Annotated in this window: 17 protein-coding genes; 7 read left to right on the top strand and 10 right to left on the bottom strand. The window is 70.2% G+C overall.

Translation table 11 applies throughout. The features are described 5' to 3' along the window. The gene (locus AB0I67_RS01765; protein ID WP_357915951.1) at positions 1-684 is read left to right on the top strand and encodes a hypothetical protein; all 684 of its coding nucleotides are present in this window, start codon (positions 1-3) and stop codon (positions 682-684) included. A 7-nt stretch (positions 685-691) separates the two neighbouring features. On the opposite strand, the gene AB0I67_RS01760 is transcribed toward AB0I67_RS01765, so the two are convergent. The 3 genes from AB0I67_RS01760 to guaB all read right to left on the bottom strand — a co-directional run bounded on the left by AB0I67_RS01760 (position 692) and on the right by guaB (position 4,657). Next, positions 692-1,897 carry an MFS transporter gene (locus tag AB0I67_RS01760; protein ID WP_357915948.1) on the bottom strand — a complete coding sequence of 402 codons (1,206 nt, stop codon included), beginning with the start codon at positions 1,895-1,897 and terminating at the stop codon, positions 692-694. Between the two features lie 146 nt (positions 1,898-2,043). Next, complete coding sequence (locus tag AB0I67_RS01755) at positions 2,044-3,165, bottom strand: GuaB3 family IMP dehydrogenase-related protein (RefSeq protein WP_357915945.1); 1,122 nt, start codon at positions 3,163-3,165, stop codon at positions 2,044-2,046. A gap of 10 nt (positions 3,166-3,175) precedes the next feature. After that, complete coding sequence (guaB, locus tag AB0I67_RS01750) at positions 3,176-4,657, bottom strand: IMP dehydrogenase (protein ID WP_357915942.1); 1,482 nt, start codon at positions 4,655-4,657, stop codon at positions 3,176-3,178. 507 nt (positions 4,658-5,164) lie between these two features. Between guaB and AB0I67_RS01745 the strand changes: the two genes are divergently transcribed. Then, positions 5,165-6,199: a LuxR C-terminal-related transcriptional regulator gene (locus AB0I67_RS01745; RefSeq protein ID WP_357915939.1), complete on the top strand. Its 1,035-nt coding sequence runs from the start codon at positions 5,165-5,167 to the stop codon at positions 6,197-6,199. An 81-nt stretch (positions 6,200-6,280) separates the two neighbouring features. After that, positions 6,281-6,658 carry a DUF5319 family protein gene (locus AB0I67_RS01740; protein ID WP_357915936.1) on the top strand — a complete coding sequence of 126 codons (378 nt, stop codon included), beginning with the start codon at positions 6,281-6,283 and terminating at the stop codon, positions 6,656-6,658. On the opposite strand, the gene AB0I67_RS01735 is transcribed toward AB0I67_RS01740, so the two are convergent. The 5 genes from AB0I67_RS01735 to AB0I67_RS01715 all read right to left on the bottom strand — a co-directional run bounded on the left by AB0I67_RS01735 (position 6,619) and on the right by AB0I67_RS01715 (position 10,844). After that, positions 6,619-6,822, bottom strand: coding sequence for a hypothetical protein (locus AB0I67_RS01735; RefSeq protein WP_357915933.1), 204 nt, complete (start codon positions 6,820-6,822; stop codon positions 6,619-6,621). The two genes, AB0I67_RS01740 and AB0I67_RS01735, sit on opposite strands and share 40 nt — an antisense overlap. Next, positions 6,819-7,454 carry a sigma-70 family RNA polymerase sigma factor gene (locus tag AB0I67_RS01730; protein WP_357918353.1) on the bottom strand — a complete coding sequence of 212 codons (636 nt, stop codon included), beginning with the start codon at positions 7,452-7,454 and terminating at the stop codon, positions 6,819-6,821. Before AB0I67_RS01730 ends, AB0I67_RS01735 begins: the two co-directional genes overlap by 4 nt. Before the next feature lie 379 nt (positions 7,455-7,833). After that, the gene (groL, locus tag AB0I67_RS01725; RefSeq protein WP_357915930.1) at positions 7,834-9,456 is read right to left on the bottom strand and encodes a chaperonin GroEL; all 1,623 of its coding nucleotides are present in this window, start codon (positions 9,454-9,456) and stop codon (positions 7,834-7,836) included. 75 nt (positions 9,457-9,531) lie between these two features. After that, the gene (gene groES / locus AB0I67_RS01720) at positions 9,532-9,846 is read right to left on the bottom strand and encodes a co-chaperone GroES (protein ID WP_203953588.1); all 315 of its coding nucleotides are present in this window, start codon (positions 9,844-9,846) and stop codon (positions 9,532-9,534) included. A gap of 161 nt (positions 9,847-10,007) precedes the next feature. Beyond that, entirely contained in the window at positions 10,008-10,844 is an 837-nt protein-coding gene (locus AB0I67_RS01715; RefSeq protein WP_357915927.1) for an NAD-dependent epimerase/dehydratase family protein, read from the bottom strand. A 102-nt stretch (positions 10,845-10,946) separates the two neighbouring features. On the opposite strand from AB0I67_RS01715, the gene AB0I67_RS01710 reads away from it, so the two are divergent. From AB0I67_RS01710 to AB0I67_RS01700, 3 genes are all read left to right on the top strand, one after another. Further along, positions 10,947-11,450 carry a MarR family transcriptional regulator gene (locus AB0I67_RS01710; RefSeq protein WP_357915924.1) on the top strand — a complete coding sequence of 168 codons (504 nt, stop codon included), beginning with the start codon at positions 10,947-10,949 and terminating at the stop codon, positions 11,448-11,450. 21 nt (positions 11,451-11,471) lie between these two features. Then, positions 11,472-12,668 (top strand): methyltransferase domain-containing protein, encoded by a 1,197-nt coding sequence (locus tag AB0I67_RS01705; RefSeq protein WP_357915921.1) that lies wholly within the window; start codon positions 11,472-11,474, stop codon positions 12,666-12,668. Between the two features lie 212 nt (positions 12,669-12,880). Then, positions 12,881-14,728 carry a hypothetical protein gene (locus tag AB0I67_RS01700; RefSeq protein WP_357915918.1) on the top strand — a complete coding sequence of 616 codons (1,848 nt, stop codon included), beginning with the start codon at positions 12,881-12,883 and terminating at the stop codon, positions 14,726-14,728. Positions 14,729-15,375: 647 nt separating this feature from the next. Here AB0I67_RS01700 and AB0I67_RS01695 read toward each other — a convergent pair. After that, on the bottom strand, positions 15,376-15,987 hold the full coding sequence (locus tag AB0I67_RS01695) for a DUF998 domain-containing protein (protein WP_357915915.1): 612 nt from the start codon (positions 15,985-15,987) through the stop codon (positions 15,376-15,378). A 127-nt stretch (positions 15,988-16,114) separates the two neighbouring features. On the opposite strand from AB0I67_RS01695, the gene AB0I67_RS01690 reads away from it, so the two are divergent. Next, on the top strand, positions 16,115-16,723 hold the full coding sequence (locus tag AB0I67_RS01690; protein ID WP_357915912.1) for a 1,4-alpha-glucan branching protein: 609 nt from the start codon (positions 16,115-16,117) through the stop codon (positions 16,721-16,723). A 232-nt stretch (positions 16,724-16,955) separates the two neighbouring features. On the opposite strand, the gene AB0I67_RS01685 is transcribed toward AB0I67_RS01690, so the two are convergent. Next, positions 16,956-18,050, bottom strand: coding sequence for a HigA family addiction module antitoxin (locus tag AB0I67_RS01685; protein WP_357915909.1), 1,095 nt, complete (start codon positions 18,048-18,050; stop codon positions 16,956-16,958). Between the last annotated feature and the right edge of the window lie 22 nt (positions 18,051-18,072).

Genomic DNA, 18,072 nt, shown 5'->3' with positions numbered 1-18,072 from the left:
ATGCGCATCCTCGCCGTCCTCAGCCTCCTGGCCGGGCTGGTCCTGATCCCGGCCGGCGCCGCGTGCGCCTGCTCCTGCGCGCCCTTCGAGCCGGTCCGCGCCGCGAAGGAGACGCCGCTGATCTTCACCGGCACCGTGACCGACCTCCGCCCCGCCCCGTCCACCGGCCCCGCCGGTCCGACGCCGATGATCGCCACCATCCAGGCCGATCACCTCTACAAGGGCGAGCCGCGCGCCACCTACGAGGTCGCCACCGCGTCCGACAGCGCCGCCTGCGGCTACAACTTCAGCAAGGGCACCCGCTACCTGGTCTACGCCGGCACCGGCGAGTCCGGCCTGCTCGGCGAGCAGGACCCGGGCACCGGCTTCCACACCTCGCTGTGCTCGGGCAACGCGGTCGTCGCCGCCGGGCGTGGTCCCGTGACCACGGCCGACTTCCCCGAGCCGGCCAAGGCCGAGGCCGTCCTGGACGCCCTCCCCGCCCCCCAGCCCGCCCCGGCCGGCAGGCCCACCGGAAACACCTCCGACCCGGCTCAGGACCCCTCGGCCGTCCCGGCCGCCGGGTCCGGGGCCGCCTCGCCGCCGTCGCCGCTGGTCCCCGCCGTCGTGGCCGGGGCCGCCGCCGTGCTCGGCCTGCTCACCTGGCTGCTGGTACGGCGCCGCCGTACCCCGTCCGCGACCTGAACCCGGGTCAGCCGGCCGCCCCCTCCTCGGGACGCGGCCGGCGGACCGGCGTCAACGACCCGGCCACCGCGATCAGCACGATCCCCGCCCCGGCGGCCAGCATCACCGCGGGCACCCCGAACCCCGCCACCGCCAGCGTGAGCAGCGCCGCCCCCGCCGGCCCGAGCGCGAAGTGGATCGTCCAGAACGCCGAGGTGACCCGCCCGAGCAAATGGCTCGGCGTGATCTCCTGCCGCAACGTCTGCGAGCAGATCCCGGCCACCGCCTGCCCGAGGAAGTACCCCATCATGATCGCGGCGAGCCCGATCACCCCCGGCCCGACCCCCACGGCCGCGATCACCAGGCCGGAGAAGCTGACCGCCCCGATCCACGTCCCCCCGAACCCGAACCGCCGGCGCAACCGGGTGAGCGCGCTGGCACCCAGGATCGAGCCGACCGCCCCGCAGGCCAGCACGAGACCGACCGCGTCGTCGTTCTGCCGCAGATCGTGCTTGAGGTAGTAGATGACGATGTCGTCCAGCCCGCTGGTCAGGAAGATGTAGCAGGTCAGCAGGATGGTCAGCGCCCGCAGCACCGGCTGGCGGAACAGGAAGCGCGCCCCGTCGAAGAAGCCGCCCCGATCGGCCGCCGCGACCGGCTCGGCGGGCCGCAGCCGGACGAGCAGCAGCCCCACGGCCGAGACCGCGAAGGTCAGCGCGTCGATGCCGAGCGCGACCGCCGGACCGTACAACTGGGAGGTGAGGCCGGCCAGCGCCGGCCCGCCGATGCCGCCGAGCGCGTAGACCGCGTACAGCCGGCTGTTGGCCTGGGTGAGCTGCTCCCGGTCGTCCACCAGCGCGGGCACCACGGTGACGTAGGTGACCTGGAACAACATGCCGATCGCCGCCGCCAGCGGCATGATCACGTACAGCAGCCAGATCTGCGGCGAGAAGAACCACACCACCGGCACCGCGGCGAACAGCACCGCCCGGACCACGTCGCACAGGATCAGCAGCCGCCTGCGGTCGAACCGGTCGGCGATCACCCCGGCGAACGTCCCCGCCAGCAGCGAGGCCACCGCGGAGGTGCCGGTCAGCAACCCCATCTGCACGACCGAGCCCGTCTCCTGCAACACCAGCAGCGGTACGGCTATCGCGGAGAAGGAGTCACCGGCGACGGACAACGCCTGGATGGTGAGGAAGATCAGGAAGTTCCGGTTTCTCCACAAAGACACCCGCCCGATCATGCCGCACCGGCCCACCCCACCGACAAACTCTTTTCCCCGGCGAGCACCACGGTCACCTATGCGGCGAGCACCCCGATCCCCGGGAAATGCTCCTGTGCGGCGAAGCCAGACCCCCGCCGCACAAGGAAAAGCCCCTACCGCTGAGGCGGCGCCACCACAACCTCAACCCGCTGGAACTCCTTGATGTCGGAGTACCCGGTCGAAGCCATCGTCCGCTTCAACGCCCCCATCAGGTTCATCGACCCGTCAGCCGCACTGGACGGCCCATGCAGCACCTGCTCCAACGACCCGACCGTCCCGAAATGCACCCGCTTGCCCCGAGGCAGATCCGGGTGGTGCGCCTCAGACCCCCAGTGGAACCCGTGCCCGGGCGCCTCGGTGGCCCGCGCCAGCGGCGACCCGACCATGACCGCGTCCGCCCCGCAGGCGATGGCCTTGGCGATGTCACCGGAGGTCCCCATGCCACCGTCGGCGATCACGTGCACATACCGGCCGCCGGACTCGTCCATGTAGTCCCGCCGCGCCGCGGCCACGTCGGAGATCGCGGTCGCCATCGGCACCGCCACGCCCAGCACCGTGCGGGTGGTGTGCGAGGCGCCGCCGCCGAAGCCGACGAGCACGCCGGCCGCGCCGGTGCGCATCAGGTGCAGCGCCGCGGTGTACGTGGCGCACCCGCCGACGATCACCGGGACGTCGAGCTCGTAGATGAACTGCTTGAGGTTGAGCGGCTCGGCGTTGCCCGAGACGTGCTCGGCCGAGACGGTCGTGCCACGGATGACGAAGATGTCCACCCCGGCGTCGATGACCGCCTTGTGGTACTTCACCGTCTTCTGCGGCGACAGCCGTACCGCGGTGGTGACGCCGGCGGCGCGGATCTCCTCGATCCGGCGGCCGATCAGCTCCTCCTTGATCGGCTCCGTGTAGATCTCCTGGAGCCGGCGGGTGGCCGCCGCGTCGTCGAGCGTCGAGCACTCCTCCAGGAGCGGCAGCGGGTCCTCGTACCGCGTCCAGAGCCCTTCGAGGTCGAGCGGGGCCAGGCCGCCGAGGCGGCCGATCTCGACGGCGGTGGCCGGCGAGACCACGCTGTCCATGGGCGCCACGACGAGCGGCGACTCGAAGCGGTAGGCGTCGATCTGCCAGGCGATCGAGACCTCTTCGGGGTCGCGGGTGCGGCGCGAGGGCACCAGGCCGATCTCGTCGAGCGCGTAGGCACGGCGACCGGACTTGCCGCGGCCGATCTCCACCTGCTGGGTCATCTGTATTGCCTTATCTTCCGTGGTAGTTCGGGGCCTCGACCGTCATCTGGATGTCGTGCGGGTGGCTCTCCTTGAGTCCCGCCGACGTGATCGGCATGAGCTGGCCCTTCTCGTGCAGCTCGGCGATCGTCCGGGAGCCGGTGTACCACATGCCCTGGTGGAGGCCGCCGACGAGCTGGTGCACGACCGCCGCGACCGGGCCGCGGTAGGGGACCTGGCCCTCGATGCCCTCGGGGATGTACTTCTCCTCGGTGGACACGTCGGCCTGGCCGTACCGGTCCTTGGAGAAGGAGGCGCCGCCGCGCTCGCGGTTGCGGACCGCGCCCAGCGAGCCCATGCCCCGGTAGGACTTGAACTGCTTGCCGTTGATGAAGATGAGCTGGCCGGGCGACTCCTCGCAGCCGGCCAGCAGCGAGCCGAGCATGACGGTGTCGGCGCCGGCGGCGATCGCCTTGGCGATGTCGCCGGAGTACTGGAGGCCGCCGTCGCCGACGACCGGAACCCCGGCCGGGGCGCAGGCGAGCGAGGCCTGGTGGATCGCGGTGATCTGCGGGGCGCCGACCCCGGCGACCACGCGGGTGGTGCAGATCGATCCGGGGCCCACGCCGACCTTGACCGCGTCGGCGCCGGCGTCGACGATCATCTGCGCGCCCGCGCGGGTGGCGATGTTGCCGCCGATGACCTGGACCTTGCTGTTGGCCTTGAGCTTGCCGATCATGTCGGCCAGGCCCTTGGAGTGACCCTGGGCGACGTCCACGACGATCACGTCGACGCCCGCGTCGATCAGGGCCTTGGCGCGCTCCTCGGCGTCACCGGCCACGCCGATCGCCGCGCCGACCATGAGGCGGCCGTCGGCGTCCTTGGTGGACAGCGGGTACTGCTCGCTCTTGGTGAAGTCCTTGACCGTGATGAGCCCGCGCAGCCGGCCGTCGGCGTCGACCAGGGGCAGCTTCTCGATCTTGTTCTGCTTGAGCAGCGCGAAGGCGTCGTCGCTGGAGACGCCGACCGGGGCGGTGACCAGCGGCATCGGGGTCATGACCTCGCGGACCGGGCGCGCGTGGTCGGTCTCGAAGCGCATGTCGCGGTTGGTGACGATGCCGACCAGGGTGCCGTCGGCGGAGGTGACCGGGACGCCCGAGATGCGGTAGGTGGCGCACAGGCGCTCGACGTCGGCGAGGGTGTCGTCGGGGGTGCAGGTGACCGGGTTGGTGACCATCCCGGCCTCGGAGCGCTTGACCAGGTCGGCCTGGGTGGCCTGCTCCTCGATCGACAGGTTGCGGTGCAGGATGCCGATGCCGCCCTGCCGGGCCATCGCGACGGCCATGCGGGCCTCGGTCACGGTGTCCATCGCGGCGGACAGCAACGGGACGTTGAGCGTGATCCCCCGGGTCAGGCGCGACGCGGTCGAGGCCTCACCCGGTTGCATGTCCGAATACGCGGGCACCAGTAGCACGTCATCGAACGTGAGACCGGTTTCGGTGAATTTGGACATGCGGCGGACCCCTCCCCAGCGCTGACGGTGGTATCAGTCTAGGGGGTGGGCCAAAATCGGCTGTGCCCGGCGGGGAACCCCGGCCCGGAAGGCGTCACAGGGGTCATGGCCGCGAGGTCAGCGGCCGGGAGGACGACGACCCCCACGAGGGGACGACCCGAGGTCCTCCCCCTGGACCGTCGTCCGTCCCGGCACGCGAAAGCGCCAGGGGATCGGCCGGCCGGTGATCCGACCGATCCCCCAGCCACCGGCACCGCGCGGGGCGCGCTCGGGCCACCGAACCCCCCTCCGCGTCCTGATGGCCACGCCACTCGCGTCCTGGTGCCGACGCTGGGTTAAGACTGCGTTACTGGTAGATGCGCACGCAATGTCAAAAAGTGCAATTGCACGAAGTTGCACGCCCCGCGCCCGAGTCCGCGCAACCCCCGGACAGGAGCGGGCTTCCGGGTTATCCTCGCGGCACGCCGGACACCTCCGTCAGCCGCGACCCCCCTACGGAGCCCGCACATGCGCTACGAGACCTCCTCACCGCCTCCCGTGCTCGGCGAGGCGGGCGACCCGCTGGAGACCCTGGGCCTCGACCCGGCCCAGGCCGCCCTGTACACCGCGGCGTTGCGCCTGCACCGCGCCACGGTCCGCGAACTGGCCCAGGCCATGGACGGGCCGGTCGACGCGGTCGGCCGCCAGCTCGACGAGCTGGTCCGGCTGGGCGTGATCGACGAGCGGTCGGGCCAGTACCTCGCCCGGCACCCCGCCGCCGCGCTCGGCCGGCTGATCGCCGAGCGGCTCGACCGGCTGGCCGAGGAGAGCCGGCGCATCGACTCGGCCCTCAGCTCCATCCGCAGCCTGATCCGCGACTACGACGCCGGGCGCGACTTCCAGGACGGTCCGATCGCGGTCGAGGCGGTGAGCGGGGCGGACATCCTCTACGAGAGCGTGGTGGGGATGGCGGTCCAGTCGCCGTCGATGGAGGTGCGCACCGTCATGCCGGACGAGCGCACCATGGACGACTTTGTCCAGAAATTTGCGGATCTGTGGGTCGATGCCCAGGAGCGCGGGCTGCTCACGGTCAACGCGATCATCCCCGTGGCCACGCTCTCGCAGCCCGGCGTGCGCGAGCAGGCGATGCGCCTCATCGAGACCGGTGGCCAGGTCCGCACCCTCGACCGGCTGCCGAGCTGGTTCATGACCGCCGGTCAGGGCGTCGCGGGGCTGCCCGCGCAGTGGGGCGGCAACCTGCCCGACCACGCCTACAACTTCTACCTGGTCCGGGCGCACATCGTGGTCGGCGTGCTGCGCGCGCTGTTCGCCGAGCTGTGGGGCCGCGCGGTGCCGCTGCCGTGGGGCCGCCGGGCCGACGGCATGACGCAGGTGATCCGGCTGGCCGCGCAGGGCATGTGCGACGAGTCGATCGCCCGCCAGCTCGGCATCTCGGTGCGCACGGTGCGGGCCCGCTTCGCCGACGCGATGACCGAGCTCGGCGCCCAGTCCCGTTTCCACGCCGGCGTCGAGGCCGCGCGCCGGGGGTGGCTCAGCTCCTGATGGGCGGGTGATCACCCACCACCTCGGCATCCCGCTGCGCCCATGGGTGCTCTCGACGGTTTCGGTCACTATGGTGGGAGGGTGCTGGACGACGTCCCCCGCGACCCGTTCGCGGACGACCCCGACGATCCCGCCTCGGCGATGGGCGAGCTCGACGACCCCGTGCCGCTGACGGCGGCCGAACGCGACGAGGCGATCACCGACCTGGCCGACGTCGACGTCTTCCGCACGCTTCTCGAGCCACAGGGCGTGGTCGGGCTCGTCCTCGACTGCCCGGAGTGCAGCGAGCAGCACTACTTCGACTGGGAACTGCTCCGCGGCAACCTGCGCCAGATGATCGACGACGGCCGGCCGCAGGTGCACGAGCCGGCCTTCCACCCCGACCCGGCCAACTACGTGAGCTGGGAGTACGCCAGGGGCTACGTGGACGGCGTCATCGACACCGAAGAGCGCCGCTGACCGACGTCCTCCACCAGGAGGGCCAGCAGCCGCGCCGCCGGATCGTGCGGATCCGGCGCCTCACCACGAGACAGGGCGGTGAGCAGTTCGTCGGTCGCCGCCACCTCACCGAGGTGCGCGACCTCCCCGCCAGGCCCTTTCGAGCCCCAGAGCTCCGGCGTCAAGCCGACTCCAGCTCAACCATCTGCCGCAGTCTGGCCAGCGCTCGATGCTGGGCGACGCGAACCGCTCCCGGTGACATGCCCAGAACATTACCGGTCTCCTCGGCCGACAGCCCCGAGACCACCCGCAGCAGGAGCAGCTCGCGCTGGTTGTCGGGCAGCCGGGACAGCAGCATCCTGGCGTGCTCGACCTCGATGTAGCGGACCACGGTCTCCTCCGGCCCCGGCCCTTCGTCCGGCCCGTCGGGGAGATCCTGCGTCGGTACGGCGGAGCGGATCGAACTCCGCAACGCGTCGGCGACCTTGTGCGCCGCGATACCGAAGACGAAGGAGGCGAACGGCCTGCCCATATCCCTATATCTGGGCAAAGCGGACAATACGGCGATGCAGACCTCTTGTGCCACATCATCGGCTATGTGATATTGCCCGGAAACCCGGCCCAGCCTGGCGCGGCAATAGCGCACCACCATCGGCCGCAGTTCCCCGAGCAGGGATTCGATCGCGCCGCGATCCCCCTGCACGGCCAGGCTCGTCAGTTCTCTAAGCTCGGAGTCATCCGTTCGTGCCGGAAGTCTCGACGCGAGCCTTACCCCAATTTTGGCGTCGGCGACGCTTCCCTCGCTCACGATAGGCATGATGCCCGCGCTGATCCGCCCTGTCGTCATAGCGAACGGCTACGGATTGGTCACATTGAGGCGACGATAACCGCGCGTAATCAATTGACCACACTAAGCCTTTCGGGTGCTCTGAATATTTCACCAGATAACCCGAAATGCGCAGTAATTGGCAGATGGGGCGCGACGCTTTAGTGGGGCTGTTGGTTTACGCAGGAAATACTTTTCATCCTTCCTGTGATGCTTGCCGCCATCTGCCGGTCAATCCTCCTGAGGCGGGCGGGCGTTACATCCCAGACCGCACCGGACTGCCATGCCGTACCCGGGAAGCACCCTGTGCCGGAAACGCGAACGGCCCGCCCCGGAGGGCGGGCCGTACATGGTGCGGTGAGCCGGAGGCTCAGTGGCCGTGGCCGTGACCGTGGCCGTGACCACCGGCGGCCGGGGCCTCCTCCTCGGGCTTGTCCACGACGAGCGCCTCGGTCGTGAGCAGCATGCCCGCGATGGAAGCGGCGTTCTGGACGGCCGAGCGGGTGACCTTGACCGGGTCGATGACGCCCTGGGCGATCAGGTCGCCGTACTCGCCGGAAGCGGCGTTGTAGCCGTGACCGGTGGTCAGGTCGGACACCTTGGCGGTGACGACGTAACCCTCCTGGCCGGCGTTCTCGGCGATCCAGCGGGCCGGCTCGACCAGCGCGCGGCGCACGACGCCGACACCGGTGGCCTCGTCGCCGGTCAGGCCGAGGTCGTCGAGCTCCTTGCCGACGTGGATCAGCGCGGAGCCGCCGCCGGAGACGATGCCCTCCTCGATCGCGGCGCGCGTCGCGGAGATCGCGTCCTCGAGACGGTGCTTCTTCTCCTTGAGCTCGACCTCGGTGGCCGCACCCACGCGGAGCACGCACACGCCGCCGGCGAGCTTGGCGAGACGCTCCTGGAGCTTCTCGCGGTCCCAGTCGGAGTCGGACTGCTCGATGGCGAGCTTGATCTCCTTGACGCGGTCCTCGATGGCCGCCTCGTCACCGGCACCGTCCACGATCGTGGTGGTGTCCTTGGTGACGACGATGCGGCGGGCCTGGCCCAGCACCTCGAGGCCGACGTTCTCCAGCTTGAGGCCGATCTCCTCGCTGACGACCTGGCCGCCGGTGAGGATCGCCATGTCCTGGAGCATCGCCTTGCGGCGGTCGCCGAAGCCCGGAGCCTTGACGGCGACCGAGGTGAAGGTGCCGCGGATCTTGTTGGTGACCAGGACGGCCAGGGCCTCGCCCTCGACGTCCTCGGCGACCACGAAGAGCGGCTTCTTGGTCTGGGCGACCTTCTCCAGCAGCGGCAGGAACTCCGCGATGGAGGAGACCTTGCTCTGGGTGAGCAGGATGTAGGCGTCCTCCAGGACGGCCTCCATCCGGTCCGCGTCGGTGACCATGTAGGCCGACAGGTAGCCCTTGTCGAACTGCAGGCCCTCGGTGAACTCGAGCTCCATACCCATGGCGTTGGACTCTTCGACGGTCAGGACGCCGTCCTTGCCGACCTTGTCGAAGGCCTCGGCGATGAGCTCGCCGATCTTGGCGTCCTGGGCCGAGATGGTGGCCACGCTGGCGATGGACTTCTTGTCCTCGACCGGCTTGGCGCTGGCCAGCAGCTTCTCGCTGACGGCGCGGGCGGCCTTGTCGATGCCGCGCTTGAGGTCCATCGGGTTGGCCCCGGCGGCCACGTTGCGCAGGCCCTCCTTGACCATGGCCTGGGCCAGCACGGTCGCGGTGGTGGTGCCGTCACCGGCGATGTCGTTGGTCTTGGTGGCGACCTCCTTGGCGAGCTGGGCGCCAAGGTTCTCGTACTTGTCGGTGAGCTCGACCTCACGGGCGATGGTGACACCGTCGTTGGTGATGGTCGGCGCACCGAACTTCTTGTCGATGACCACGTTGCGGCCACGCGGGCCGAGGGTCACCTTCACGGCGTCCGCGAGCGCGTTGACACCGCGCTCGAGCGAGCGACGGGCCGACTCGTCGAACTCCAGAATCTTCGGCATTGCTAGCTGAGTCCTCTCCTGCGTCGAAAGCCCCGGGCACAGAAGGACTGGACCCGGGGCTTCGACATATCCGACTTACTTCTCGATGATCGCGAGAACGTCGCGGGCGGAGAGCACCAGGTACTCCTCGCCGCCGTACTTGACCTCGGTGCCGCCGTACTTGCTGTAGAGGACGATGTCGCCCTCCTTGACGTCAAGCGGAATCCGCTTGTCGCCGTCCTCGTCCCAGTTGCCCGGGCCCACAGCGAGGACCCTGCCCTCCTGCGGCTTCTCCTTGGCAGTGTCAGGGATGACAAGGCCGGAAGCGGTCGTCTGCTCAGCCTCGAGCGGCTGAACCACGATGCGGTCGCCGAGCGGCTTAACGGGAACCTTGGTGGCGGTCGTCACGATCGGACCTCCCCTTCAGATTTGACTGATCTAGAAGAGGCGACCAGCGGCCTGCCGTCGCGGGTGTCAGACCTGCCTCGTCGCTTTTGTGTTTGGCACTCTCAAGGGGAGAGTGCCAACAGGAAACATATGCAAGCGGGGCTTGACAGTCAACACGAACGGCTTCAGGGCGCGTACGAGCCTTCCACCAGGTCGGACAGGACGCCCAGACGGGTCGGTACCCACCCGTGAGCCTGTCGTGTTCGCGCGGAGCTGACACGCTGGCTCCTCGCGAGCGCCCCGGCGAAGGGCTCGCCGAGCATCTGCGCGGCCTCCGCGAGCGGCCACGGCCTGGCCTCGGGCTTCACCCCGGCCGCGCGCGCCGCCGCCACGGCCACCTCCTCGACCGGCACCGCCTCCTCGGCGATCGCGTGCAGGATCTCCCCCGAGACACCCCGCTCGGCGGCCAGCACGACCAGGTCGGCCAGATCGTCCACGTTCACGAAGGTCCAGGTCGGCGCCTGCCCGTCCGCGCTCACGTAGACGCCCGTGCCGCGCTCGGCGGCCACGGACTTGAGCAGGGCGACGATGCCCTGCCCGCGACCGTGCACCACGCCCGGGCGGACCACCGAGCCGCCCGCGCCGAGGACGAGCTGCTCGATCTCCGGGCGGTGGGCGACGATCGGGTACGGGTCGACCGGGCTGTCCTCCGTGCCGTCACGCGTCTCGCCGAGCACCCAGACGCCGCTGAGGTAGTGCACCGGCCTGGCGGCCAGCGCGGTCACCGTCGCCAGGTCCACCTCCGGGTCGCCGGTGAGCTGGGCGGCGTGCACCACCGCGTCCACGTCGGGGGTGACCGCCGCGGCCACCGCCACCGGGTCGGCCAGGTCCGCCACCCGCTCTTCGTACGGCAGGCGGCCTGCTTGCCGTACCAGGGCGACCACCTCGTGCCCGCGCTCCAACAGCTTCTGGGCCACCACGCCGCCGATGTATCCGGTCGCGCCCGCCAGCAGGATCTTCATGTCTCCACCTCAAACACTTCGACATCAAAGCTTTCGTCGAGCCAGGACGTTAGCTCACTCCGGCGAACATTTCAACATCGAAGTTTTCGATATGATGGACGCATGGAAGACTCCGTGGACCGCTTCCTCGGTCAGTGCGTCGCCGCCAGCCCCGGCCTGGACGTCTCCCCCGCCAACGTCGTCGCCCGCCTCACCCGCGCCGCCCGCCGCCTCGAACTGGGCATGAAGGAGCACTTCGCCCGCGAGGACCTGGAGACCTGGGAGTTCGACACCCTCGCGACCCTGCTGCGCAGCAACGCCGAGCACACGATGTGCATGAAGGACCTCGCCTCGGCCTCCCTGCTCAGCTCCGGGGCGCTCACCAACCGCATGGACCGCCTGGTCGCCCGCGGCCTGGTCGAGCGCGGGCCCGCCCCCGGCAACCGGCGCATGGTCCTGGTCACGCTGACCGAGGAGGGCGCGCGGCTGACCCGCAGCCTGCTCGACGGCCACATCGCCAACAAGCGCCGCATGCTCGCCGGGCTCACCGACGACGAGCAGGACCAGCTCGCCGGGCTGCTCCGCAAGCTGCTGATCTCGATGGGAGACGTGCCGGACCCCGAGTGAGGTGCACTACCGTCGGAACACGTGGACCTCGACGCCTTCCTCGCCCTGCATACCCCGCGCGGCCAGGCGGCCCTCGCCGAGGCGGTCGAACTCACCGGCGCCGACCCCGTCGCCGCCGCCACCCGGCTGCGGAAGACCTACGACGCCGCCCTGACCTCGGCCGCTCTCACCCAGGCCGGCCTCCGCGCCCGCGCGCAGGCCAAGTTCGGGGCGGACGCGGCCCGCATGTACTTCACCCCGCACGGCCTCGAACAGGCCACCCGGGCCGACGTCGCCGCGCACCGCGCCCGGCGGCTGGCCGGGCTGCACGTCGTGGACGTCTGCTGCGGCGTCGGCGGCGACCTGCTGGCCCTGGCCCGCGCCGGCTGCCGCGTCGACGCGTGCGACCTCGACCCGCTCACCGTCGCGGTCGCGCAGGCCAACGCCGACGCGCTGGGGCTCGGCGACCTGATCTCCGTCCGTACGGCTGACGCCGCATCGATCGACCCGGCGGGGTACGACGCCCTCTTCGCCGACCCGGCCCGGCGGACCGCCCGAGGGCGGACCTTCGACCCCAACGCCTACTCCCCGCCGTGGCCCGTCGTCCTCGACCTGCTGGCCAGAGCTCGGGCGGCGTGCGTGAAGGTCGCGCCCGGCCTGCCGTACGAGCTGATTCCGGAGGACGCGGAGGCGGAATGGGTCTCCTACCGCGGCGAGGTCAAGGAGGCGGCCCTGTGGACCGGCCCCCTGGCCGGGCACGACCCCACCCCGCCCGGGCTGGAGGAGCACGCGCGGCGGCGGGCGACGCTGCTGCCCGGCGGCCACACGCTGACCCCCACCGGCGCGGTGGCGGCGAGCGGCCCGGTGGCGAAGTACCTCTACGAGCCCGACGGCGCCGCCGTGCGGGCCCACCTGGTGGCGGAGGTCGCCGACCTGGTCGGCGGGCACCTGATCGACCCGATGATCGCCTACATCACCTCAGACGTGGCCGTGGACAGCCCATGGGCGGCAAGGTACGAGATTCACGACACCCTGCCTTTCTCCCTGAAACGCCTCCGCGCCGTGCTCCGTGAGCGCCAAGTCGGAAATGTCACCATCAAAAAGCGGGGCTCCGCCGTGGATATCGAGCGCCTGCGCGCGGACCTCCGGCTTTCCGGCCCGAATACCGCCACCGTTATCCTGACCCGCATTGCGGACAAGCCTTTCATGCTGCTCGGATCACCGCATCCACCTGCGTAAACCGGATAATCGCCCTCTTTTATCGAGCGACAGAAGAAACCTTGATCCAAAGGCTAGGGTGGGCGCGCGGGAGTTTTCCCCCTAGGCAAACCGGACCAATCCTACCGCCGCGCTGAAATGCCGTAGGCGAGTGCAAGGAGTTTTCGGTGGATCATTCCAACCACGTCGCCCTTCTTCAGCCAGGCAGTAGCAGCCAGGCCGTTTCCGACCGAATGCGGGAGCTGCTCGCCCGCGCCGCCCAGGACCACGTCTACGAGCAGCGCACCCAGGGCGCCGTCCTCGACGAGATCCGCCAGCGCCTCGAAGGCATGGAGTGGCTGCTGCGCGAGGTCCGCGAGCGCGAGCTCGGCGGCCTCAGCGGCGTGCTCGACACCGTCAGCGGGCGGCTCGACGACATCACCACCCGGCCGCCGTCCTGGGCCGAGAGCCTCGCCCAGCACGTCGAGGCGGTCCGCGACCACGTCGACGTCGTCGGCGACCGAGTCGGCGTGGTCGGCGAACGCGTCACCCCTGTCGCCGAACTGCCCAGCCTCTGGGCCGACGTCGGCACCGTCGGCGAGAACGTCGACGAGGCCCTCAAACGGCTCCACTCGGTCATCGAGGGCACCGAGGGCATCGCCAAGCGCCTCACCGACGTCACCGGCAAGCTGGGGCAGCTCGGCGGGCACATGGAGGCCGCCGCCAACCGCTTCACCCGGCTCGACAAGACCCTGTCCGACCTCACCGCGCGGCTCGACCGCGTCGAGGGCGGCGTGGCCGACCTGTCCGACGGGATCGACGACAAGCTCGCCGACCTGTCGCTCCGCCTGGACGACAAGCTGACCGACGTGTCCGGACGTCTCGACGGGCGGTTCACCGACCTGTCCGGGCGTCTCGACACGCGGTTCACCGAGCTGTCCGGGCGCTTCGAGACCAGGCTCACGGAGGTCTCCGGCCAGGTGGAAACCGGCCTGACCGAGCTGGCCGGCCGCTTGGAGGCCGACCACGCGGAGCTGACCGCCCGCATCGACACCGGCCACACCGAGCTGACCACCCGCTTCGACAGCACCCACGCGGAGCTTTCGAGCCGCTTCGAGACCGGCCAGGCCGGGTTGGCGGGCCGCATCGAGACCAGCCACGCCGAGCTGGCCGGCCGCTTCGACGACAAGCTGGCGACGACCGGCGAGCGCCTCGAAGGCAACCTCACCGCCGCCACCGAACTCCTCTCCAGCGCGGTCGAGCAGGTCGGCACCCGCGTCGAGGACATCAGCACCCAGGTCGACCACGCCGAGAACGCCCTCGCCGGCCGCCTCGAAGGCCTCGGCAGCCGCGTCGAGCGCGTGGACGGCCGCCTCATCGCCGTCGACAACCGCCTCGGCAACATCGACAAGCGCATCGAAACCGCCGACGCCTGCCTGGCCGACATCGACACCCGCCTCGACGGCGTCGACACCCACCTCGGCGACCTCGACACCCGCGCCGTCGCCACCGACAAGCGCCTCACCGCCATCGACGGCCACCTGCGCCGCCACGACGACCGCTTCGACACCCTCGACGGCCGCGTCGACAGCCGCTTCACCACCCTCGACGAGCGCTTCACCACCCTGGACGAGCGCCTCGCCACCGCCGACACCCGCCACGAGGCCCGCTTCAACAGCCTCGACGCCGGCCTCGGCGCCCTCGACGAGCACGTCGCCACCCGCTTCGACGCCCTCGACACCCGCGCCGACACCACCCGCGAACAGCTCGAAACCGTCGACGACCACGTCGAGGCGGTCAACCAGCGCATCGGCCAGCTCCCCGCCGTCCTCGCCGTCAGCCAGCAGGTCGGCGAACTCCTCGACGGCGTCACCATCGAGCACGTCAAGCGGCTCGACGCCCTCGACGAGCGCCTCGCCACGGCGGCCACCACCCTCACCGAGGTCATCCAGGCCCGGCCGGACCGGGACGAACTCACGGGTACGGTCACCGGCATCATCGAGCCGGCCACCACCGACCTCACCAAGCGCCTCAGCGCCCTGGAGGAGACCATGCTCGCCTTGGCCGAAGCCCTCCTCCGCCCGTCCCGCCCCAAGGACTGACCCACTGCTCGGGCCTTCGTTCCGGGGGCGCTTCGCGCCGGGGGGCTCGGGCTCGCTTTCCCAGGGGGCCTCCCGGCCCCCTTCGACCCCCGTTGACCACGCGATCTCCACCCCGCAACCGCACGGGCCTTCGTCTCGGAGGGCGCTTCGCGCCAGGGGGCTCGGGCTCGCTTTCCCAGGGGGCCTCCCGGCCCCCTTCGACCCCCGTTGACCACGTGGTCTCATCTCGACTCCGGTGAGCTCTCACCCGTCCCTACTCGCGGGACCGGTCTTCGCTCCGAGAGCGCTTTGCGCCTCACTGCTTGGACTCGCCCTTCCAAGGGCCTACCGGTGCCCTTCGGTGCCCGTTAACCCACGCGGTTTCCTGCGGCGGCGGGTGATGCGGCTGGTTCCCGCGTCTTTGGGGTCGTCTTGAGAGGGAGGAGGCTTCTGGGGTTGGTGGCCAATCGTTGACGGCCTGAGACACCAAAGCCTGGAGGGTCGGTGGGCCTGCCGGTGTGGCGCCCGGAAGGGTGTGGGGCCCGGGAGTAACTGCTCCCGGGCCTGGTGGTGCGGCGTGGTTGGGGATGAGCGCGGCGGGGCCACCTGGGGCGCGGCTGGCGGGTAGCCGGCACCTGTACCCAAGAGGCCTGTTCCCGGCGGCCTGCTCAGCGCTGAGCCGCCGCGGAGGGCCGGACTGCCTGCCGTACCGGGGAGAGGCGGAGGGCGCACAGAGCCATCCACAGGAGGTCGGCGCCGATCGCGATGCGCTCGGTGACGCCCAGGACCGCGGGCAGGGAGCGGGTGGCCATGGCGTCGACCAGGGTGACCATGAAGAGCACCAGGCCCACCACGACGACCACGGTGGTGGCGGTGAACAAGGGGTCACGCGGCAAGGCCCGGCCGAGCACCACGCTGGCGATCACGAAGGACAGCAGGGCGACCCAGGCGGCCAATCCGTGGACGGTCTCGGAGACCGAGGGGTTGTCCCACTGGCCGGGCGGGTCGGCGGGGAAGATCGCGGCCAAGAGGATGCCCACCGACCAGAGGCCCAGAAGCCAGGTGCCAAGGCGGCTGACGCCGCTGCGGGCCACCAGCCAGGTGAGGGCCGCGGAGCCGGCGGCGATGCTCAGGAGTCCGGCGGTGACCAGCCAGCCGGCGTCGGTGTTGACGAAACGGCTCACTGTTTCGGCGACGACGCTCATCTCGGTGTTGACCACGTCCGAGGCGGCGAAGGCGAGGGCTCCGAGTGCGGCACCGGCGATCACTGTGTTCTTCATGGGGATGACGTTAGGGAGCAGGTGGATGGCCCGGCGTCATCCGTGGGGAGGCTGGCGACTACCGCAGAAGTTGTGAGGCCGTGAGGTGCGTGTGCGCCTTCGACAGGTGCGGTACACAATGGGCGGCATGGCGGAGATTCACCACACCACCGCGAAGCCCACCAAGCTGGAACTGCTGACCGAATGGCTCCCTACCCGGCTCTGGTATCGGGGCGGCTCGGGAGCGCCGGAACTGGCCAAGGCGGGCGGCTTCCGGCTCGACGACCCGGAGGGCGAGGTCGGGATCGAGTTCCTCATCGTCACCGACGCCGCCGGCGACCAGCCGGTCACCTACCTGGTGCCGCTCACCTACCGGGGAGCGCCGCTCGACGGGGCCGAGGACGCCCTGGTCGGGACCATGGAGCACGGGGTGCTGGGCAAGCGGTGGGTGTACGACGGGTGCCACGACCCGGTGCTGGTGGCGCAGTTGGTGGCGTTGATCGAGGGACGAGCCGAGGCACAGGCCCAGGACGTCAGCGACACTCCTGACCGGGATGTCGCGAGCTCCGGCGCGGCTCTCTCCGAGGCCGACCTCGCCGCGGGCGCGGCCGACGACCAGAACGGCACCGAACTGGCCGGGGCATTGCGGCTGAACCGGGTCCTGCACGCCGCGCCGGAGGCGACGGGCCACGTCGTCTGTTCGTGGCGGACGACGACCGGGACCCACGCTCGAGGCCCCTTGGTTGTAGCGCGCTAACTCACCAGCGCATAGCTTCCTGGGCGCGACTCCCTGGCTTACCTGCGGAACTCGGATGGGCGGCGCGGCTCGGGCTTCGGGCTTGAACGCTCGCGGGCGCCCGCCTGCGAGCACAATCCGGGTCGCGCACCGCCGAGAGCCAGGTCAACCGGCCGAACACCGCAACTCAGCAGGACCGGTGTACAACTCGTGCGACGTCGCACCGTCGCTCACACCAGGCGGACAATGCCCATCACAGATCGCTGGCCAGGGTCACCTTCTTCCGGAGCCCGTTACCCTGCCTGCGAGGCCATATCCCGTCGTGCTGCAACCGTCCGACGACGATGCCGGGAGCGATACCGAGCTCTCGCGCGAAGGCGCGTACAGATTCCAGAGATTTCAGGTTTCTCAGCCGGTCCGCCTGGCTGTCTGGAATGAGGAGATCACAGGCGAAGCGATTGGCCTCGGCCTCCATCGGATCGCCACCGGCCACTTCGTCATCGATCCACGTTTCACCCTTCCCATGCAGCAGGATGTGCCCGATCTCATGGAAGAACGTGAACCAGAAATGATCATCAGTGCGATACCGGAGGCTGAGGAGCAGCATCACCTTGTCGGTCGCCAGCCATCGAGTAGCGCCACTTGCCCGGGTCCCCTTCACCTCTGACATGAAGACCACCGCGACACCGGACTGCGCGCAGATGTCACGCATGATCGGCACGATGAGTTCCGGAGGCTGGAGAGTGAGCTGGCGGAGCCGGGGCAGCGCACTTCTCAGCCCGCCCGGATCGAAGGCGCGGCATTCGATGTCGCGCGCGGCGAGTTCTCCCAGTCTGAGCCAGCTTGCGACCGCGCCGGGGACGGCCTCGAAGGATTTCGTCTGGCGGAAGGCGGCGCTCGGGCGTTCATACAGGTCTCGCCAGGTGGAAAGGTGCGCCACCCCGAAGAAGCCGAGCAGTTGCTGAATCCTCGAGATCCGGTCCTTCGGCTCCTCCGGTAGAGCGCCACGCCTGATCAGTTCGCGTAGCGGCATCTCCTGCAACCAGGGAAGAGCTTCGGTCAGTTCCTCCTGAAGCCGCAGGCGCTGCTGCGTGGACTGGTAGTCCGCCTCCAGCCGGTTCCATAGCCGGGAAGGCATGCCGGTGACGAGTTCGAGCCGCTGCGCTATCTCGGCGCTCAGCGGCACCAGCCCTTGGACCAGACGATTGACGTGCTTGGGACTGAGGTCGAGCCGGGTGGCGAGTTCGCGCTGTGTCATTCCCAGCTCATCGAGATACTCGCGGATGGTCTCGCCGGGCGGCACGGCGTAGTCAGGAACGCCGGGCGAGGTGAAGTCGATCGCGGACATCAGTGGTCACGCTCCTTCCTGC

Source organism: Nonomuraea sp. NPDC050310 (genome assembly GCF_040655795.1).
In the GTDB taxonomy this organism is placed as follows: Bacteria; Actinomycetota; Actinomycetes; order Streptosporangiales; family Streptosporangiaceae; genus Nonomuraea.
The sequence above is the reverse complement of the archived record's forward strand: the minus strand, read 5'-3'. Positions and strand labels throughout refer to the sequence as shown.